Below are 20,426 nucleotides of genomic sequence, written 5' to 3'. Positions count from 1 at the left end.
GGTTTATTTTTTAACCGGCTTCGCACTCATAAAAAATTCAAGCTTACCTCCCTTCATAATTTCATCATGCGTAATATAGCGACGGTTGAGTAACTGACCGTTCAGCAGCACTTTTTTTACATACACATTTTTATCGCTTTGATCAATGGCGGTTACTGAAAAAGTATTTCCATTTTCCAAATGAACACTGGCTGTTTGTATAGCGGGACTACCTAACCAATATTGCCCTGATGCAGGTGCTACAGGGTAAAACCCAAGCGCACTAAAAATATACCAGGCACTCATTTGACCGCAGTCATCATTGCCACCGAGGCCAGAAGATCCACTGTGGTATTGGTTTTTAAGAATCATACGCACCCGCTCCTGTGTTTTCCATGGTGCATCAGTCCAGTTGTATAAATAAGCTACGTGATGCGCCGGCTCATTGCCATGTACATAATTTCCTATGATTCCGTCACGGGTTATATCTTCTGTTTCTGCAAAAAATTCATCGGGTAAATGCATGGTGAATAATGAATCCAAATGTGCTGTAAATCTTTTTTTACCTCCCATTAATTGTATCATGGCTACAGGGTCCTGCGGCACATATAAACTGTAGTTCCAGGTGTTGCCTTCAATGAACCCCTGGCCATCTGTTTTCAATACATCAAATTCTTTTTTGAAACTGCCGTCACTTAAGCGTGGTCGCATAAAACCAATGGAAGAATCATATACATTGCGCCAGTTTTGCGCACGCCTGCTGAAAGTTTCAAACACATCCTGCCGGTTTAATTTTTTTGCCAGTTGTGCAATGCTCCAGTCATCAAACGCGTATTCCAGCGTTGAAGAAACAGAGACACCATTTTTATCCTGTGGTATGTAACCCTTGTCTATAAAATAACCGATACCATCATACTCTTTATGATTGGCTGTTGCAATACATGCATCCAGTGCCTTATCTAAATCTGTCGTAACAGTGCCTTTTATAATTGCTTCAGCAATCACTGAAACACTGTGGTAGCCACTCATACACCAGTTATCATTTGCATAATGCGACCAGATGGGCAGCATGTGCAAAGCACTCTGATCATAATGCGCCAGCATAGATTTTACCATATCCGCATTGCGGGTTGGATTAACTATGTTTTGATAAGGATGAAAGGCACGATAAGTATCCCATAAAGAAAAAGAAGTGTAGTTGGTAAAGCCTGTTGCTTTATGTACATTCTGATCAAGACCTTTGTATTCACCATTTACATCCATGTACACGGTTGGCATTAAAGCTGCATGATACATGGCGGTATAAAAATTAATTTTTTCTTCATTGCTGGTTGAAGTAATCACAATTTTGCCAAGCTCTGAATTCCAGGCTTGTTTTGCCTGTTGCTTTGTTTTTTCAAAATCCCAATGCGGTAATTCGGTACGCATGTTTTCCAGTGCATTGATGGTACTTACCGGAGACAAGGCAAACTTTACTTTCATCGTTTCATTGGCTGCGGTTGCAAAATCAAAATACATACGCAATTGCTTGCCGGCTAAATCAGGGAAATTTTTTGACTGGTTGAATTTACCCCAGAAGCCACGGTAAACCTGTCTTTTAGAATAATCTTTACAACCATAAGCAGCCATTGGCTTTGAAAAAGACATGGCAAAATAAACCGTTCTGGTGCGCCCCCACCCGTTGGTTTGGCGATAACCGGTAACTAACGTATCGTTCTCTACGCGAACAAATGTCCAGACATTTTTATCATCATAATTATAGATACCAGCCATCAGGTCCAGTATAATATGCGACTGGTCTGATTTAGGAAAAGTATATTGATGAAAGCCTACCCGCGTGGTGGCTGTCATTTCAGCAAGGATATTATCATCTTCTAATTTTACTTTATAATAGCCAGGTTCTGCTACTTCTGTTTCATGATGAAAAACCGACCGGTAGCCACTTTCAGGATGATCAGCTGTACCGGGATTTAATTGCAATGCACCAACAGTTGGCATAATTAAAAAGTCGCCCAGGTCACTGTGGCCGGTACCGCTGAAGTGTGTATGACTGAAGCCAACAATCGTTTTATCATCATACTGGTAGCCGGCGCAATACTTATATACGTCTTTATTGTAACGGTTGTTATATTCATAGGGTAATGTGTCTGTATCAGGACTTAACTGCACGGCACCAAAAGGTACAGTGGCGCCCGGAAAAGTGTGCCCCATTTTTTGAGTGCCGATAATGGGTTTGGCATATTGTGCAAGGTCAGGCTGCGACTGGGCTTTAGCTGCAAAATAATTAAATGATAAAAAAGAAAGTGTAACAACACAGTTAGCTATTTTCAAATAAATGTTCATGTATTTTTTACAAATTTAGTATGGTGAATGCTGTCCTTAAAAGGATCGTTTATACAAATTAAGCCTGCAAAAATAAGTCGTAAAAAACAGGTCTGTCATTTTCTTTCTGATATCACATTTGCAATTTAAGTGTGGTAATGTTTATACGATGCATGTTAATAATATATGATCGTAACTTAATAGATACAGGGAACGATCTCTACAGAATTACCAAAGACGCAAAACTTCATTTTTGTATGTGAGGAAAATTATTCCCGACCATGGTTAAGTAATAACGTAAAACACATTGGCACAGTTATTACAACTAGATGAATAGGTTTTTCATAGGATATTGGACAAAAAACGAAGCTGGATTTTTATCCTGGCTTCTCTTTTTAAAATTTGTCTTAAACCTTTTCTAAAAAACTCACTATAAACATCTTTCCCTGGTAACATTGAGATGGTCTAGATGATGGCCATACAAATGATTAATTAATAATCTTTAGGTTAAAGCAAAACCATTTGCAGTTCCTATAGTATCCAGCACTTAATCTTACAATAAAAAAACGCCAGCTGTTCGGTACAAGTGTAATTGTTCCATAACATTTTTTGGGTAGTTCTGCTACCGCTACTGGTAGTTGAAACAAAAAGATTTTCATCAAATCCAGGCAGATTGGTGTCATAGCTTCTGGCAATTCTTAATGCACGATAGATAATGATTCTTTCACAATCGGAGTGGTGCAGAACAATATCTTTAAGGATCCACGTACCTTGACTGTACCAGTGATTAAATTTTCTTCGGAAAGGTTTACTACCATGCTGGGGGTCTCTTCCACTATATTCTTTAAAGGCTGCAACCGGTTTCCATCTTGCAGCATACTGTTTATATAAGGCTGATAAAATACATCATAGCCATCATCGGGGTTATAAATTTTATTCATCGCATTTGTTTTTTTCTGAATAAATAAAATTCGGCTGACGCGACGTAAATTGTAAACAAGATTACGGAGTTATACCTTTATAAATATTATTACCACTTATGTAAAATAAATAGTTGGTACATTGCCGCTTCTTATTTTCATTAAAAAATATAGTATGAACAAAGTCTTTTTGGCGGCCTGCCTGATCGCAGCAACCAATATTGTATATGCACAGCAGCCTGTATATATGCCACAAAATATAAAAAAGGCATACACCAATGAAACACGCAGCATGGACGGCAGACCCGGAAAAAAATACTGGCAAAACTATGGCCGGTATACCATTAATGTTGCAGTTGCACCGCCTGCAAAAACCGTTACCGGTGATGAAACCATTACCTATATCAACAACAGCCCAAAGCCAATCAGCAGCATTGTAATTAAACTGATCATGAACATTCATAATCCGGGAGCAGAAAGGCAAAGCGCAACCGGAGCAGACTATTTAACTACCGGTATTCATATTGATCAGTTTACTCAAAACGGCACGGTTACCAATTTTGGCGATGCCCGTGGCGAAACATGGAAACGGGTAAGCCTTACCAAACCTGTTGCCACAGGCGACAGCGTACAATTAAGTTTTAAATGGCATTATGATTTAAGTGACCGTAGTGGCCGGGAAGGCAAACTCGACAGCACCAGTTTTTTCCTGGCTTATTTTTACCCAAGAGTTGCGGTAATGGACGATGTGTTTGGCTGGGACAGAATGGACTTTACAGATGCTCAGGAGTTTTATAATGATTTTAATGACTACACCGTTGCCGTTACCGTTCCTAAAAACTTTTTGGTTTGGGGCTCCGGTGATTTATTAAATGCTGCGGAAGTATTACAACCTGTTTATCTCGAAAAATTCAATAAAAGTTTTACGAGTGATGATGTGATAAATGTTGCTACCCAAAAAGATATTGAAGCAAAGAATATAACCACACAAAATGCAACCAACACATGGAAATGGAAAGCAACTGATATCAGTGACATGGCATATTGCATAAGCGACCATTATGTATGGGATGCTGCAAGTGTTTTGGTGGATAAAAAAACCGGTCGCAGGGCGAGTTGTCAGTCCGCCTATTTAAATAGCGCCACTAATTTTCATAACCAGGTAAAGCACATTCAGCATTCACTTGACTGGTACAGTAATAACTGGCCAGGGGTAGCATATCCTTTTCCCAAAAGCACAATCATAGAAGGATTTGCGGATATGGAGTATCCGATGATGGCCAACGACAGCCGCCAGGATGACGACATTATGCAACGCTTTATTGCTGAGCATGAAGTAGGACATTCTTATTTTCCTTTTTACATGGGCATCAACGAACACCGCTATGGTTTTATGGATGAAGGCTGGACAACAGCATTCGAAAACCTGATAGGCCAAGTGGATCTTGGGAAAGAAAAAGCGAATAATTTTTTCAAACAATTCAGGGTTGCAGGCTGGGCTCTAAATCCATCAGATGAAACACAGGTGCCCATCATTACACCGGTAAATATTTTAAGCGGACAAGCCATGGGACATAATGAATATGGTAAACCTGCACTTGCTTACCTGGCGTTAAAAGATATGCTCGGCGATGAATTATTCAAAAAGTCTTTGCATGGATTTATGGATAGCTGGCATGGCAAGCACCCAATTCCATGGGATATGTTTAATAGCTTTTCAACTTTCTCCGGAAAAAATCTGAACTGGTTTTTCAGTAACTGGTTTTTGAGTACTTATTACATGGATATTGCGGTAGATAAATTGGCTCCTGTGGCCGGAGGTTATTCTCTTACCATAAAAAACATTGGCGGCTTTGCAATACCAACAGACGTATTGGTAGAGTATACTGATAGTACAAAAGAAACCATTCATGCAACGGCCGGCATTTGGGAAAAGAACCTGCAAGCCGCTATCATTAACATTAAAACTAAAAAGAAAATTGCTTTTTTAAAACTGGATGGCGGTATTTACATGGATGCAGATGAGAGCAATAATAAATGGGGTGTAAAGAAGATAAATACTGTTGCAACAATAAATTTTGATAAATACACCGGGGTATATTCAAACAAAAATATCCCGATTAAACTGACTTTTACAAATGAAGATAACAGCCTTCAACTGGAAGCTACAGGTCAGGAGAAAATAGCTCTTAATAATACAGGCAAAGACAGCTTTAGTTTTGAAGCCGCGGGGTTGGTTATTGTTTTCGATTTAGTTAAAAACGAACTTTCCCTGTCGCAGGGCGGTGGCAGTTATATTTTTACAAAGGACAAATAGCAAATAACTTCTTATCAAAAAATGCGGAATGGAAACAGTCAACAAACTATAACATCCCGTATTTTTTTGAACTGGTAATTTTTTTATTTTGATCAAGTGCTTTTTGCTTTCTAGAATCATCTGGGATAATGACAACTATCATTATATATTATAAATTGCTTAGTACTTTTAATAAGGCAAATTTGCACGGTTTTGGATACAAAGATTGCTGACTTGTAACCCATAAAAAACAATCATGAAAAAGTATGCTGTATTTATTCTTTATTTGTTGCCGGTAATTTTTTCCTGCCATAGTAAAGAATCTGAGAAGAATCAACCAGTGGTCGACACTACCTCCACTGTTGTAACTACTGACACCGCCAATATTTATAAAGACACGCACTATTTTTGGTTTGCTGACTTTTCCGGTAAAAAAGGTTTTACGATGGTTAGAAACAGGCCGATTCCTGCAGACTCTTTAACAGCAGAGCATATTATTCAATCCTTCAACGAAATTTATCCTGAGATGAAACTCAGTCTAAACAAGGTTTCCAACGACAGCATTTTTATAAAAGTCGGTAACGCTAATTATTTAACCAGCCAAACAGGATCCAGTGGCGCAGAGGCCTATATGGCAGAAGTCACTTATAATCTCACCGAACTAAAAGGCATCAACTTTGTGCACTTTAGTTTTCAAAAAGGTGAGCATGCTTCGCCCGGCACCTATTCAAGAACTGATTTCATACACGAATAAATCATAAGGAATTTAACAGCTTTGCCTGCAACCTAAAAATATATACTTAACAAAAAAGCTTCCGTAAAGGAAGCTTTTTTGTTAAGTTATTAAAATGAATTAATCCCTGTAATTCAAAGCTGGTTTGATATCCCCAAGCAAAGCTTTGTACTGGTAATCGCCTTTATCCTGTATAAATTCCTGTTTTGCTTTTGCAATCAGTGCAGGATTCAAAAAGAGATCAATGGCAGTCAGCGTCATTGTTTTGGCCGCCACCATCATACCTTTTGTTCCTATTTCAGTTCCCCCGCAGGCAACGGCCTGCCAGCTGTGTGCCGGAGTGCCCGGTATCCATGTGGCGGCCTGCATACCAACCGTAGGCACAGCATAACTCACGTCGCCAACATCTGTAGAACCACCACCTGAGGTATCTCCCGCCTTTAACGGTTTTACAATGGCAGCGGTAGCAATTTCAGGTGGCGCTGGACCAAAGCTGATCTGCAATTTTTTCCCGAATTCAATTTCATCAGCACTTAAATGCACGCCTCCTACTTTTTCCAGGTTTAGTTGCATGTCTTCGGCCAGTGTTTTATTTAAAAGCAGGTCGTGTGTTCCGCCGATAATTTCGTAGTCAACAGTAGTTTCAGTTCCCATTGCCGCTCCGTTGGCAGCTTTCACTACACGATCAAATATTTTCACTACATCCTCTCTCTTAGGATGGCGTACATAATAATACACCTCTGCAAAATCCGGTACCACGTTAGGGGCTTTACCTCCATTGGTAATTACATAATGAATCCGGGTTTCCTGCGGAATATGTTCCCGCATCATATTAACCATATTATCCATTGCTTCTACTGCATCCAGGGCAGACCTGCCTTTTTCAGGCGAAGCCGCAGCATGTGCTGATATACCATGAAAACGGAATTTAGCTGACTTGTTTGCCAATGCGCTCATCATGGTAACACTATTGTTATCGCCCGGGTGCCAATGTATGGCCACATCCACATCATTAAACAAACCTGCCCGCACCATAAATACTTTTCCGGAACCGCCCTCCTCCGCGGGGCAACCATAAACCCTGATTGTACCGGTGAGCTTTTTTTGTTCAATCAGTTTTTTTATTTCAATGCCGGCAGCTACTGAAGCAGTTCCAAATAAATGATGGCCGCATGCCTGGCCGGCAGCTTTGCCGGGTATACTCTTTTTTTCCGGAATGGCTTCCTGGGACAAGCCGGGCAAAGCGTCAAACTCTGCCAGGATAGCGATTACCGGTTGCCCGGTGCCATAGCTTGCAACAAAGGCGGTTGGTATTGACGCGACGCCTTTTTGAATGGTAAAGCCATTATCACTTAATACCTGTTGCAGTAATGCCGTGCTTTTTTCTTCCTTGTAACCAACCTCAGCAAAGTTCCATATCTGCATGGCAGTCTGACGGTAGTCCTGGTATTTCGCCTGTATGTCGGCTATCGCCTGGCTCTTAAATGATTCCGCACCTGAAGCCTTTTTCTGACCTGTACAAAAATTGGTGAGTAAAACAGCTGGAAGTAAAAATATTGTCCGGTAATTCAATTTCATGCTACATATTTAGCACAATTTAAGCGAAAGCCTTTAGCCTTGCCAGATTTACGGTAATAAAAAAACTGAGGCAGTTACAAAATTGATTCACTTTTCAAAAAAAGACTTTAACCACAGTTTTTATAACCTGATAAACCATGTGCCTTTTTTTCAATTTTACAGAAATAATGGGATGCCCTTTTTTATGTTGAGGTACTTGTTTTTGTAGAAGTTCTATTACAGCAGTACTAAAAAAATATTTTTGTTTCGTTCCGTTTTTTAGAAATTCAGTTCCATAATCAGGAAAGGAGTATGACAAATATAGTTGTAACTCAATGATTATAAATACCTTATAAACACGGCATGGTTATGCGCTATGTGTGACAAACGTAAACCTACCATGAAAACAAATTCTTCAAATAACTGCACCAACAACACAGGCACAATTTCAAAAGTAGAATTGCGTTTTACAATACAAATTTTAGTTTTTGTGGAAATTTAACTACAAGCTGTTAGAAAAAATGCCAGCAAATTAAAAAACAGACTACAACCCATTACCTCCGGAAAACTGTACCCAAATTATGAAACCATTTTTAACCATAAGCAGACCTTCATTAAAAAATTATTCATTCTTTGTCACGTTTGTTATTGTTGTAGGGTTATGTGATACTGTCAATGCTCAAAAACTAACCATCAACACGGGCGGCAGTCTTGTTTTAAATGGCACGGTGTCACTGGTGATCAATAATGCAGCATTTCAAAATAATGGCACTTTTGCTGCCGGTGCCAGTACAGTTGTTTTCGCTGGTAGTACTGATACTACCACTGCATACGTTGGTGGAAATACAACTTCAACATTTAATAATTTATCTGTTATAAAATCCGCTTACGGGGTTGCTTTAAAATCAAAGGCAATTGTTGCGAACGTCCTTACGGTAAATGGGGGCAATTTATATGCAGACAGTAACCTAACATTAAGATCGGATGTCAACCTTACTGCAAGAGTAGCGCCTGTTGCAGCAACAAGTCAGATTATAGGTAAAGCAACTGTAGAAAGATATATTCCCGGAAAAAGAGCCTGGAGGTTGATGACCGCACCTGTTACCAGTTCAAATACGATATACAATACTTGGCAGGATCGTGGCGCCGATAATCCTGGTATAGGGCTGTTAGTAACAGGACCAAATCCTACCGGGGCTTCTGGAAATGGGTTGGATGTAAGTGCTCAAAATTCAGTTTCAATGAAAACCTGGAATTACAGTACGCAGGCTTTAGTAAATGTCTTAAATACCAAAGTGCCTATTTCTGCCGGTAACACCGGCAGTGCCGACAATACCGGGTATTTTATATTCATAAGGGGTGACCGTAACCCTGCCAATACGTGTACCTGCACTTTTACAAACACAACAGTTAGCAGCATTGGTGCACTACAAACAGGCACGCAGACTTTCCCTGCTTCTTCTGTATCTGGTAAATATACACTGATCGGCAATCCGTATGCTTCTCCGGTAAATTTTGCGAACCTTTCGTTAAACAATCTCGTAAACCGCTTTTATGTATGGGATCCGGCGCTAAACCTTACAGGCGGTTATGTAATGATGGATGACCCGCTTTTTACAGGAACCTGGAGTCAGTCCGTACCAAGTGCCCAAACAACAGATATCCAATCTGGTCAGGCGTTTTTTGTAGAAACAAAAAATAACAACCAGGCATCTGTCACTTTTAACGAATCAAGCAAATCTTCAAATAGAAGTAACGTTGGATTCAGGCCATATGGCGTTCCGTCAGGGATACTAAAAGTGAAGTTGAATTTGTTAAATGCAGATAATACTACAACGCTTGCCGACGGTACTTTTGCAGAATTCAATAATATATTCAGTAGTGGAATAGACCGGGACGATGCAGTAAAATTTGGCAATACAAACGAAAATTTAAGCATCGTAAGAAATACGATTTCTCTCGCTGCAGAAAGAAGACCGGCACTTCATTCAAACGATACCATATATCTTAAGCTCACAACAACAACCCAAAGAGCCTACCAGTTTGTTTTTGACGCAGCCAACCTGCAACACCCGGATATGATTGGTTATTTGGTGGACAACTATCTCGGCACCGTTAAAACGATCAGCCTTGACGGCTCAACTACTGTAAATTTTTCAGTCGGCACAGCTGCTGCCTCTGCCGCACCAACTCGTTTTAAAATCGTATTTAAGCCGGCCGTAGTATTACCGGTAACAGTTACAACAGTAAAGGCATATCATCAAAATGGCGATATAGCGGTTGAGTGGACTGTAGAAAACGAGATCAATATTGTGAAATATGATGTTGAAAAATCAACTGATGGAAGGGTTTTTAGGTCTGTGAATACCACAATGGCAACAGCTGATAGAAATGCTGCAAACGTCTACAAGTGGATCGATACCAAAGTAACCGAGGGAAATAATTTTTATAGAATTAAATGGTACGATTTGAACGATACCGTGAAATACAGCCAGTTGGTACATTTAGTAATGGAGCGCAAAATGATTCCGTTTACTATATATCCGAATCCTGTAAAGGGAAATAACATCCACCTTGAGTTCGCCAACCAGCCGGCCGGTAATTATAAATTTAGTTTAATTAGCAGCAATGGTCAGTTAATCCGGAGCACAGAATTATTCGTAGGCAGCGGCAGTACAGCGCTGGAATTAACGACAGGAAAGCAATTGCCGGCGGGACAGTATACCTTACAAATTGCCGTCGATTCTTCAAAGCCAATTGAAACACGATCCTTAATTCTAGAACAATAAGCAGTTTAAATTTCCCTTACATGTTTTCAAAATATGCCAGTATCTAAATTTAAATACATGAAACATTTTATCCTTGGTTTGCTGTGTGGAACTTCCTGCATGATTCATTCAGTGCAGGCACAGAACATGGCAGTTAACGCAGATGGTTCAACACCAGATGCCAGCGCTATGGTGGATATTGCAAGTACTACCAAGGGTTTTTTGTTACCCAGGATGACTACAACGCAGCAGAATGCCATCCCGTTACCGGCAACGGGCTTGCTGGTATTCAATACAACTGATAATGGATTTAAAGTAAATACAGGTACTCCGGCAGCACCGGTATGGACGCCTTTAATATACAGTGGCAATGCTATTACATCTATCAATGGTTTAACGGGTACTATTCAAACATTTGCAACGGGCGCTACGGGAACAGATTTTACCATCACCAGCTCGGGCAGTACTCATACGTTCAATATACCTACCGCGTCTGCAACCAACAGGGGAGCGTTGTCTGCCGCGGACTGGAGCATTTTTAACGGCAAGCAGACTGCGTTGGGGTTTACACCTTACAGCGCCACTAATCCATCCGGTTACATTTCCTCATCCAGTTTAGCGGGTGCAACAGATGCGACTATCAGTTCCCCGGCCAATGGCCAGATATTGCAATATAATATCGTTACTGGCAAATGGGTAAATACAACCCCCGGCTTTTTGAGTTCTTACACAGAAACTGATCCGATAGTAAGAGCGATTAATGGCATAGTAAAAAGCAATGGAACAACCATTAGTGCCGCTGTCGCTGGAACAGATTATGTAATTCCGTCGGGAAATATAACAGGAAGCGCCGGTTCTTTTACTGGAAGCCTTGCAGGTGATGTGACCGGTATACAAAGTGCAACCATTGTGAAAAAAATAAACGGCACTTCATTGGCAGGACTTGGGACCGGTATTCTTAAAAATACCACCGGTACAGGTGTTCCATCTATTGCAGTAGCCGCTGATTTTCCAACCTTAAATCAAAATACAACTGGAACTGCTGCAGGATTATCAGTGAACATTGATGAAAGTCAGGTCAATAATTTGATAACGGATTTGGCAGCCAAGGCTCCGCTTGCTTCACCCGCGCTAACAGGTGTGCCTGTAGCGCCGACAGCAGCCACTGGTAACAATACAACTCAAATTGCTACTACTGCTTTTGTAAAAGCAGCAATTAGTGCAGGCAGTTCAGCATCTTTTTCAGGCAGCCTGGCAGGAGAAGTTACCGGTACACAAGGAGCAACCGTTGTAGGTAACGCAGCCGTTATTGGAAAGGTATTGACGGGCTATACATCCGGATCAGGAACGGTTGTTGCGACAGATAATATATTACAAGCTATCCAAAAAATAAATGGAAATGACGCTTTAAAAGCACCACTTGCTTCACCAACGCTAACTGGTACTCCGGCAGCGCCGACGGCGATCGCAGGTACCAATACTACGCAAATTGCCACAACGGCTTTTGTTAATACCGCGGTTAACGGTGGCGCAGCTTTTGCCTGGGGTTTAACAGGAAACTCCGTTACCGCTGGTTCACAATTTGTTGGCTCCACAAATAATGTATCACTGAGAATGAGAACGAATAATCTTGAAAGAATGATGATTGATAGCGTAGGAAATGTTGGTATTGGCAGTTCAATTTTTAACAGCACCAATCCTGAAAAATTATTAGTAGATGCAGGTACCACTTCTTCTGTAAATGCCATAGTAGGTAAGGGTTCTGTCAATAATTATCTTCAACTAAATATTCAAAATAATTCTTCAGGTACCAATGCTTCCTCTGACGTGGTGGCTACAGCCGACAATGGAGATGAAACTACCAACTATATTGATATGGGAATCAATGGCAGTGGTAATACCAGCAGCGTAATGGGAGGCGCTAACGATGGTTATCTATACACAAAGGGTAATAATTTCTTATTGGGTACAGCTAATGCTTCGAAGTCTTTAGTGTTTATGACGGGAGGCCAGATACAGTCAACCTATGAAAGGATGCGCATAGATGGTAACGGAAACGTAGGTATTGGTGTCACCAGCCCTTCATACAAATTACAAGTAAGTGCTGCTTCTAATCCATTGCAGCTTACAGGACTTCAAACGGGTGCCAATACCGATAGTGTTTTAACAGTTTCTAATGGTGTAGTTAAAAGATTAAGTCCGGCTTCATTGACTACTTCGTCCTCTAATGCGTGGGCTTTGGTTGGTAATACAGGGAGTGCCACTACAAAACTCGGTACCACTGGAAATTATGACCTTCCTCTTATAACAAATAATACCACCCAAATGACAGTTACTGCGGATGGAAATATTGGTATTGGCAGCACCAGTTTTGATGCTAGTCAACCGGAAAAATTACTGGTAGATGGAGGCACTACTTCCACCAGCAATCTTATTGGTGCTTATGCTGATATCAATAATTATGTTCAGATTGGTGTTCAAAACAGAAACAGTGGTAATTCAGCCAGTTCTGATATTGTTGCTACCGCAGATAATGGAACTAATACAACCAACTATATTGATATGGGTATCAATAGTTCATCTTATGCCAATAACAATTCCAATCTTTTAAACAGGGTTAACGTCGGTTATTTATATTCCAACGCCACAGCAGATTTTTTTATTGGTAATGGTGCCACCAATCAGGACATGATATTTTTTACCAACAATGGTTCTGCAGGTACTGTTACTGCTAACGGAAATGAAGCAATGAGGATTGACGCAAATGGTAATGTGGGTATTGGCGGTACCTTCCGAAATGTTAGTGGTACAGCTACAACCAATCCGGAAAAATTAGTAGTATCAGGTAATATCATTCCAAGAACTTCCGGCAGTGGCACCATAGGTACATCTACTTACAAATGGAATGCGGTATACGCCACCAATGGAACAATACAAACATCCGACAGAAGAATGAAAACAAATATCCTGGATTTAAAGTATGGATTAAAAGAAGTGCTGGCTATGCGGCCCGTAAGCTTTAATTGGAAAACAACGCCTGGCAGTAATAACAAAGTTGGCCTGATAGCGCAGGAAGTAAAGGCCATCGTACCTGAAGTGGTAAGCGGAGATGAAACAAAGGAAACATTGGGATTAAACTATGCAGAACTGGTACCTGTATTGATCAATGCAGTTAAAGAACAACAAAAGGAAATAGAAGCGTTGAAGAAAATGATTGAAAAATCAGCGGAAAAAAAGTGACGGGTTTTCCGCAGATGAATTGAAATTTAAAACGGCATTGATAAAACAAATAAAAAGAAGATTCCGGCTGATTAAATCAAAAAGAAAGAAAATGTACAAAACATAAAACACAAATCCTTACATCCAAACATTCGATATTACCATGAAACAATTCCTTACCTCCGTTATTTTTGTGTTTGCATTTGCAACCCTTTCACACACTGCTGGCGCCCAGAATATGGCAATTAACACAGATGGTTCAACACCGGATGCCAGTGCCATGGTAGATATCGCAAGTACTACCAAAGGTTTTTTGTTACCGAGGATGACGACTACGCAGCAAAATGCCATTCCCTCACCGGCAACCGGCCTGCTTATATTCAATACAACTGACAATGTTTTTAAAGTGAATACGGGCACTCCTGAAGCACCGGTGTGGACGCCTTTATCATACAGCGGAAATGCCATTACCTCTATTAACGGTTTAACAGGTACTAATCAAACATTTGCAACCGGTACAAGTGGAAGTGATTTTGGAATCAGCAGCTCAGGTAATATACATACGTTCAATATACCCACCGCCTCTGCAACCAACAGGGGCGCTTTATCTGCCGCGGACTGGAGCATTTTTAACGGCAAGCAGGCTGCGTTAGGCTTTACCCCATACAATGCAACTAACCCATCAGGATATATTTCCTCATCCAGTTTATCCGCTGCAACAGATGCGGCTATCAGCTCCCCCGCAAATGGCCAGATATTGCAATACAATATCGTTACCGGCAAATGGGTAAATACAACACCTGGTTTCCTGAGTTCTTATACGGAAACAGATCCGATTGTAAGGGCCATTAGTGGTATTGTTAAGAGCAACGGAACTACAATCAGTGCCGCTGTTGCGGGTACCGATTATGTAACTCCTTCAGGAAATATCACAGGTAGTGCAGGCTCTTTTACAGGAAGCCTGGCAGGTGAAGTTACAGGTACGCAAAGTGCTACCGTTGTAGGAAATGCAGCAGTAATTGGAAAGGTACTGACAGGGTATACCTCTGGATCAGGAACAGTTGCAGCAACGGATAATATTTTACAAGCCATCCAGAAATTAAATGGCAATAATGCCTTAAAGGCACCACTTGCCTCGCCGTCATTAACAGGAACTCCGCTAGCACCAACAGCAACGGCAGGTACAAACACCACACAAATTGCGACGACAGCTTTTGTAACTACTGCAGTAAGCAGTGGTACAGCAGCAAATTTTACCGGCAGTCTTGCAGGAGATGTTACAGGCACACAAAGTGCTACCGTTGTAGGAAAAATAAATGGTACAGCTTTAGCCGGATTGGCCACCGGAATATTAAAAAATACTACAACAACAGGCATACCCTCTATTGCTGTAGCCGCTGATTTTCCTACCCTCAATCAAAATACAACAGGAAATGCCGCAACGGTTACTACTAATGCCAATTTAACCGGGGAAGTCACAAGTATTGGTAATGCTGCAACAGTAACCAATGCTGCAGTAATCGCAAAAGTATTGACAGGCTATACTTCCGGTGCAGGTACAGTTGCCGCAACGGATAATATTTTACAGGCCATCCAGAAACTAAGTGGAAATGATGCTTTAAAGGCACCGCTTGTCTCGCCATCATTAACCGGAACTCCGCTTGCACCAACAGCAACAGCGGGCACCAATACCACGCAAATTGCAACAACGGCTTTTGTTACAGCCGCCGTCAGCGGTGGTACAACTACCAATTTTACAGGCAACCTTGCAGGAGATGTTACTGGCACGCAAAGTGCAACTGTAGTTGGAAAAATAAATGGTACAGCTTTATCCGGATTAGCGACCGGTATTTTAAAAAATACAACAACAACCGGCGTGCCCTCCATTGCTGTAGCTGCAGATTTTCCTACATTGAATCAAAACACCACAGGAACCGCAGCGGGATTATCAGCGAATATTGCTGAAAGCCAGGTAACCAATTTAACTACCGACTTAGCAGCTAAAGCTCCCGTAGCCTCACCAACGCTAACAGGAATACCGGCGGCACCAACCGCTACGGCGGGTACTAACACTACTCAAATTGCAACTACAGCGTTTGTAACTGCCGCAGTTAACAGCGGTACTGCTACAGCATGGAGTTTAACGGGCAATGCAGTTACTGCAGGATCACAGTTTCTGGGCTCAACAAATAATGTTTCGCTTAGAATGAGAACCAATAATGTTGAAAGGATGGTGGTCGACAGCACAGGTAAAGTAGGCGTGGGAACAGCTAGTCCGGCACAAATTCTTCATGTTGCGGGAGAAAGCGATAACGCGGGGGTTGGCCCTTTATTAATAAAATCTCTGGCCGGGCAAGGCGCTGTCGGAACGTCATTGACTATTGATAACACAGCTGCTTCTGGCGGCTATAAATACTCTATAATCTCAACAGGATCATCCGCTGGCGGTGGTGCTGGTCAGTTGGGCATCTATGGTGGAGCTGGCCCTGGATATGTTTTTAGATTAAATACAAATGGGCAATCTATAGCAGGATTAAATAGTTATACTTACCTGGGTCAATTGACTGCTTACCCTTATGCCGCAACAATACCTGGCATAGTTGTTCAGGGATTTACAAGCCAATCCGCCAATTTACAGGAATGGCGCAATTCATCCTCTACTGTTTTAGCTGAAATTTCAGCAAATGGTAAGCTCGGCATTAATCAAACAACACCGACATCACTATTGCACCTCGGGGCAGGTACTGCAACTGCAAACACAGCTCCCTTGAAATTTACAACAGGCACAAACCTTACCACTCCTGAAGATGGAGCAGTAGAATACAATGGCACCCACTTTTACGGAACAATAGGATCTACCAGATACCAGCTGGATCAGCAAGGCGGTGGTACTGTGACCAGCGTTGCTGCATTATCGCTCGGCACAACCGGAACAGACATATCTTCTTCTGTTGCCACAGGAACAACCACACCTGTTATTACCCTGAATATACCAACCGCATCGGCGGCAAACCGCGGTGCTTTGTCAGCCGCAGACTGGACTGCTTTTAATGCAAAACAAGGGGCCCTTACGCTTACCACAACGGGAAGCAGTGGTGCTGCTACCCTGGTAGGTAACACACTGAATATCCCTTCCTATACACTTGCAGGTTCGGCCTGGAGTTTAACGGGCAATGCTGCAACCGCAGGATCAAATTTTTTAGGTACAACCAATAATGTTTCGTTAAGAATGAGAAGTGCCAATGCTGAAAGAATGGTGATAGACAGCGTAGGTAATGTAGGCCTTGGCGTAACCAATCCGGGGGCCAGGTTTGTACTTAAAGACAGTATGGAAATCAGACGGGTTGGTTCCGTAGCTCAGTTGCTTTTTACCAATACTGCTGGCTCCGGTGACTTTAGAATTGGCGGCGATGGAAATGATATCTACTGGCAGGGTGGTGGCGGAAGATCTTTGCAGATGGGATCTTACTGGGCAACCATCATCGGTGGCGACAGGCAATTAGGAACACTGCCGGCTTTCGTTAACGGAATTTCCGGAACCAGTGTAATAGCTCAATCGTACCGGGATGCAAGTGTTCCTTTAGCCGTGCAGGGTAACAGCGCTACCCAGTCTGCCAACCTGATGGAATGGAGAAACTCCAGTGGCGCTGTACTTGATTTTATAGATAAAAATGGCAATGCCAGTTTAGGTGGAACTACTTTAAATACCACCAACCCTGAGCAATTGCTGGTGGATGCCGGAACTACTACTTCTGTAAATGCCATCGTAGGCAAAGGTTCTATTAACAGTTATCTGCAATTAAATATCCAAAATAATTCCTCAGGCACCGCCGCATCATCCGACGTGGTAGCTACAGCCAACAATGGCGATGAAACCACCAACTACGTGGACATGGGTATCAACGGCAGCGGCAATACAAGTAATATAATGGGTGGCGCGGATGACGGATACCTGTATACCATGGGCAATAATTTTTTAATTGGCACGGGTAATGTTTCAAAATCATTGATATTTATGACAGGAGGTACATCGCAGTCAACCAACGAAAGGATGCGCATTGATGGTAGTGGTAATGTTGGCATAGGCAATACCAGTCCAAATTCTACTTTATCTGTTACAGGCTCACAGAGTGTAAGCTACAGGAGTGGTACCGGTGCCTATACTATTTTAAATACGGATTATGTAATTATTAATACCGGTGGAAGCACGCCTACCTGGACCTTACCTGCAGCCAGCAGTTATGCCGGCAGAGTGTACCGGTTAATAAACCACGGTACTACCAGCGTTACCTTATCGCAGGCGGTTACCACAGCCAATGGAACAACATCTACAACACTTGCAAATACAGCAGGGAGCAATACGTATGAAATAATATCAGACGGCTCTGTGTGGAGAAAAATCAATTGAAAATGCTATCTGTCATTGGTTTTGGTAAAGGGTATTCATTTTTTTAATGGGACTCTTTCTTAAATAATCCGGCATAAAATGAAAAGTCTTTAGCACTGCTCGGGTATTATATGAGGTATTGCAACTCCTGCTCAAAGCCATGGATAAACGCACTCCAAAAAACACAAAATACCCGCTAAAGTCCACACCTTTCAAAGCTTTGTTTTACATTTAAAGATGGAACATATACTTCACCTTAATAAAGACAAAAAGCTTAAAAAAATAATCGCCTTGCAGGAACCATATGTACTGGTAAAAAGAAAAAATGTGTACCTGCACTTGTGTAGTTCCATCATGAGCCAACAGCTAAGCACCAAAGTAGCTGCTGTTATTTACGACCGCTTTTTAAATTTATACAAAAACAAAAAGCCCACACCGCGACAAATTATTGACACGCCGGTTGAAACACTGCGCAGCATTGGCCTGTCCAATGCCAAGGCGCAGTATGTCCAGAATGTATGCAGGTTTTTTATTGAGGAAAAAATAACGGATACAAAGCTGTACAAAATGAGTAATGAAGATCTGATACAATATCTTTCCTCAATAAAAGGTGTCGGCCAATGGACCGTTGAAATGATACTGATGTTTACCTTGGGAAGAGAAGATGTTTTTGCATTAGATGACCTGGGTATTCAACAAGGAGTTGCCCGGTTATACCAGCTGGATATGACTGATAAAAAAGCACTAAAAGAAAAAATGCGGGAGATTTCAGCAAAATGGAGTCCTTACAGAACTTACGCCTGCCGCTACTTGTGGGGCTGGAAAGATAATGAGCCAAAAGTTTAAAAAACGATGGAAGCAACAATTTCTTCCAGGTACTGCTGATCTGTTTTATCAAACCAGTTTTTCTTTTCGCTATCTGCATCCAGTACGCCAATTACTTCATTGTTACGTACAACCGGTACTACAATTTCTGACACAGATAAGCTGCTGCAGGCAATGTGGCCGGGAAATTTTTCAACATCAGGAACAATAATAGTTTGCGCTTGCTGCCAGCTGGCACCGCAAACACCACGGCCTTTTTTTATCCTGGTACAGGCAACCGGTCCCTGGAAGGGCCCAAGCACCAGCTCTTCTTTTTTAACCAAATAAAAGCCAACCCACAGCCAGTTGAATTGTTCCTTTAATGCAGCTGTAATATTGGCCATGTTTGCTACAAGATCTTCTTCTCCTTCAATCAGGGCTTTTATTTGTGGTAACAAGGTTTCATACATTTCCTGTTTGGAACCGGTTGATAATTGTAAATCTTCTGCCATATCGCAAAGTTAATAAAGCAAAATGGCAACGGTTAAACCATTGCCATTTTACCAGTCTGTCAAAAAAATAAATGCTCGTTATTCATTATTCACCACAGACCACTCACTAAAATATTGTTTTAAAAAAATCCTTCATATCGTTCCATGATTTTTTATCTGCCGCCTCATTGTAGGCAATTGGCATATTGAACTTTTTGCCGTTGGCCGTAGCATCCGGGTTACTGAATGCATGCGTAGCATCGGGATAAGAAATAAAAGTGTAGGGCACTTTTAAAGAATCAAGATTGCTTTTAAAGTTTTTTATATCCGCATCGCTGATAAATTTGTCAGCTGCACCATGGCAAACCAAAATTTTTGCCTTTGTAGAACCGGCCGTTGCAGGTACTGTTGCCAACCCGCCATGAAAACTTACCACGCCTTTAAAATCCATTCCCAGCTTGGCCGCATTCAATACCATCGATCCTCCAAAACAATAACCAATCGCCGCCATTTTTGTAGCGTCTGTCTCCGGGTATTCTTTTAATTTATTCACTGCTGCAGTAATTCTTTCCTCACCCAATTTTGGATCTTTATAAAAAGGTGTGGCGTAATCCTGCGCCTGTTTTGGATCAGCCGCTATTTTATCCTCCCCATACATGTCAACCGCAATGGCAATATATCCCAGCTCTGCCAGTTGCCGGGCTCTCCATTTTGAATAATCATTGTTACCCCACCATTCCGGTATAACAACAATGGCCGGTCTTTTTCCTTTTTGACTGCCATCATATGCTACAAAGCTTTTGCAATTAACACCGCCCGAAGTATAGGATACTTCTTCTGTTTTTATTCCCGGTTTATTTTGTGCTGAAAGTGACAATACAGTGCTCATAAAAATGGCTGTTACAATTATCTGAATTTTTTTCATTGTTGTGTTAGTTTTATTATTGGAT

The 20,426-nt window shown here is 41.5% G+C and carries 11 protein-coding genes; 6 read left to right on the top strand and 5 right to left on the bottom strand.

Annotated elements, in window-relative coordinates:
- Positions 1-3: 3 nt before the first annotated feature.
- Together JWR61_RS02770 and JWR61_RS02765 are read right to left on the bottom strand one after the other, a co-directional pair.
- Entirely contained in the window at positions 4-2,322 is a 2,319-nt protein-coding gene (locus tag JWR61_RS02770; RefSeq protein ID WP_301926330.1) for a GH92 family glycosyl hydrolase, read from the bottom strand.
- Between the two features lie 677 nt (positions 2,323-2,999).
- Positions 3,000-3,242, bottom strand: coding sequence for a hypothetical protein (locus JWR61_RS02765; RefSeq protein WP_301926329.1), 243 nt, complete (start codon positions 3,240-3,242; stop codon positions 3,000-3,002).
- Between the two features lie 154 nt (positions 3,243-3,396).
- Here JWR61_RS02765 and JWR61_RS02760 point away from each other — a divergent pair, with 154 nt between their 5' ends.
- Both JWR61_RS02760 and JWR61_RS02755 read left to right on the top strand, forming a co-directional pair.
- Complete coding sequence (locus JWR61_RS02760; RefSeq protein WP_301926328.1) at positions 3,397-5,538, top strand: M1 family metallopeptidase; 2,142 nt, start codon at positions 3,397-3,399, stop codon at positions 5,536-5,538.
- 235 nt (positions 5,539-5,773) lie between these two features.
- The gene (locus tag JWR61_RS02755) at positions 5,774-6,271 is read left to right on the top strand and encodes a hypothetical protein (RefSeq protein WP_301926327.1); all 498 of its coding nucleotides are present in this window, start codon (positions 5,774-5,776) and stop codon (positions 6,269-6,271) included.
- Positions 6,272-6,370: 99 nt separating this feature from the next.
- On the opposite strand, the gene JWR61_RS02750 is transcribed toward JWR61_RS02755, so the two are convergent.
- Positions 6,371-7,828 carry a M20 family metallopeptidase gene (locus JWR61_RS02750; protein WP_301926326.1) on the bottom strand — a complete coding sequence of 486 codons (1,458 nt, stop codon included), beginning with the start codon at positions 7,826-7,828 and terminating at the stop codon, positions 6,371-6,373.
- A gap of 560 nt (positions 7,829-8,388) precedes the next feature.
- Here JWR61_RS02750 and JWR61_RS02745 point away from each other — a divergent pair.
- The 4 genes from JWR61_RS02745 to JWR61_RS02730 all read left to right on the top strand — a co-directional run bounded on the left by JWR61_RS02745 (position 8,389) and on the right by JWR61_RS02730 (position 19,027).
- Positions 8,389-10,596, top strand: coding sequence for a T9SS type A sorting domain-containing protein (locus tag JWR61_RS02745; protein WP_301926325.1), 2,208 nt, complete (start codon positions 8,389-8,391; stop codon positions 10,594-10,596).
- A gap of 57 nt (positions 10,597-10,653) precedes the next feature.
- The gene (locus JWR61_RS02740; protein ID WP_301926324.1) at positions 10,654-13,815 is read left to right on the top strand and encodes a tail fiber domain-containing protein; all 3,162 of its coding nucleotides are present in this window, start codon (positions 10,654-10,656) and stop codon (positions 13,813-13,815) included.
- A 142-nt stretch (positions 13,816-13,957) separates the two neighbouring features.
- A complete protein-coding gene (locus tag JWR61_RS02735) occupies positions 13,958-18,202 on the top strand; it encodes a hypothetical protein (protein WP_301926323.1) in 4,245 nt (1,414 codons plus the stop codon).
- Positions 18,203-18,418: 216 nt separating this feature from the next.
- On the top strand, positions 18,419-19,027 hold the full coding sequence (locus JWR61_RS02730) for a DNA-3-methyladenine glycosylase (RefSeq protein WP_301926322.1): 609 nt from the start codon (positions 18,419-18,421) through the stop codon (positions 19,025-19,027).
- On the opposite strand, the gene JWR61_RS02725 is transcribed toward JWR61_RS02730, so the two are convergent.
- Together JWR61_RS02725 and JWR61_RS02720 are read right to left on the bottom strand one after the other, a co-directional pair.
- Positions 19,024-19,497 carry a GAF domain-containing protein gene (locus JWR61_RS02725; RefSeq protein WP_301926321.1) on the bottom strand — a complete coding sequence of 158 codons (474 nt, stop codon included), beginning with the start codon at positions 19,495-19,497 and terminating at the stop codon, positions 19,024-19,026. The genes JWR61_RS02730 and JWR61_RS02725 overlap by 4 nt on opposite strands.
- Before the next feature lie 106 nt (positions 19,498-19,603).
- A complete protein-coding gene (locus JWR61_RS02720) occupies positions 19,604-20,401 on the bottom strand; it encodes a dienelactone hydrolase family protein (protein WP_301926320.1) in 798 nt (265 codons plus the stop codon).
- Positions 20,402-20,426 lie beyond the last annotated feature (25 nt).

It is taken from the genome of Ferruginibacter sp., from assembly GCF_028288465.1.
Classification (GTDB): domain Bacteria; phylum Bacteroidota; class Bacteroidia; order Chitinophagales; family Chitinophagaceae; genus Ferruginibacter.
Note: the sequence above shows the minus strand (reverse complement) of the source record. Positions and strands in the feature narration are given on the sequence as shown.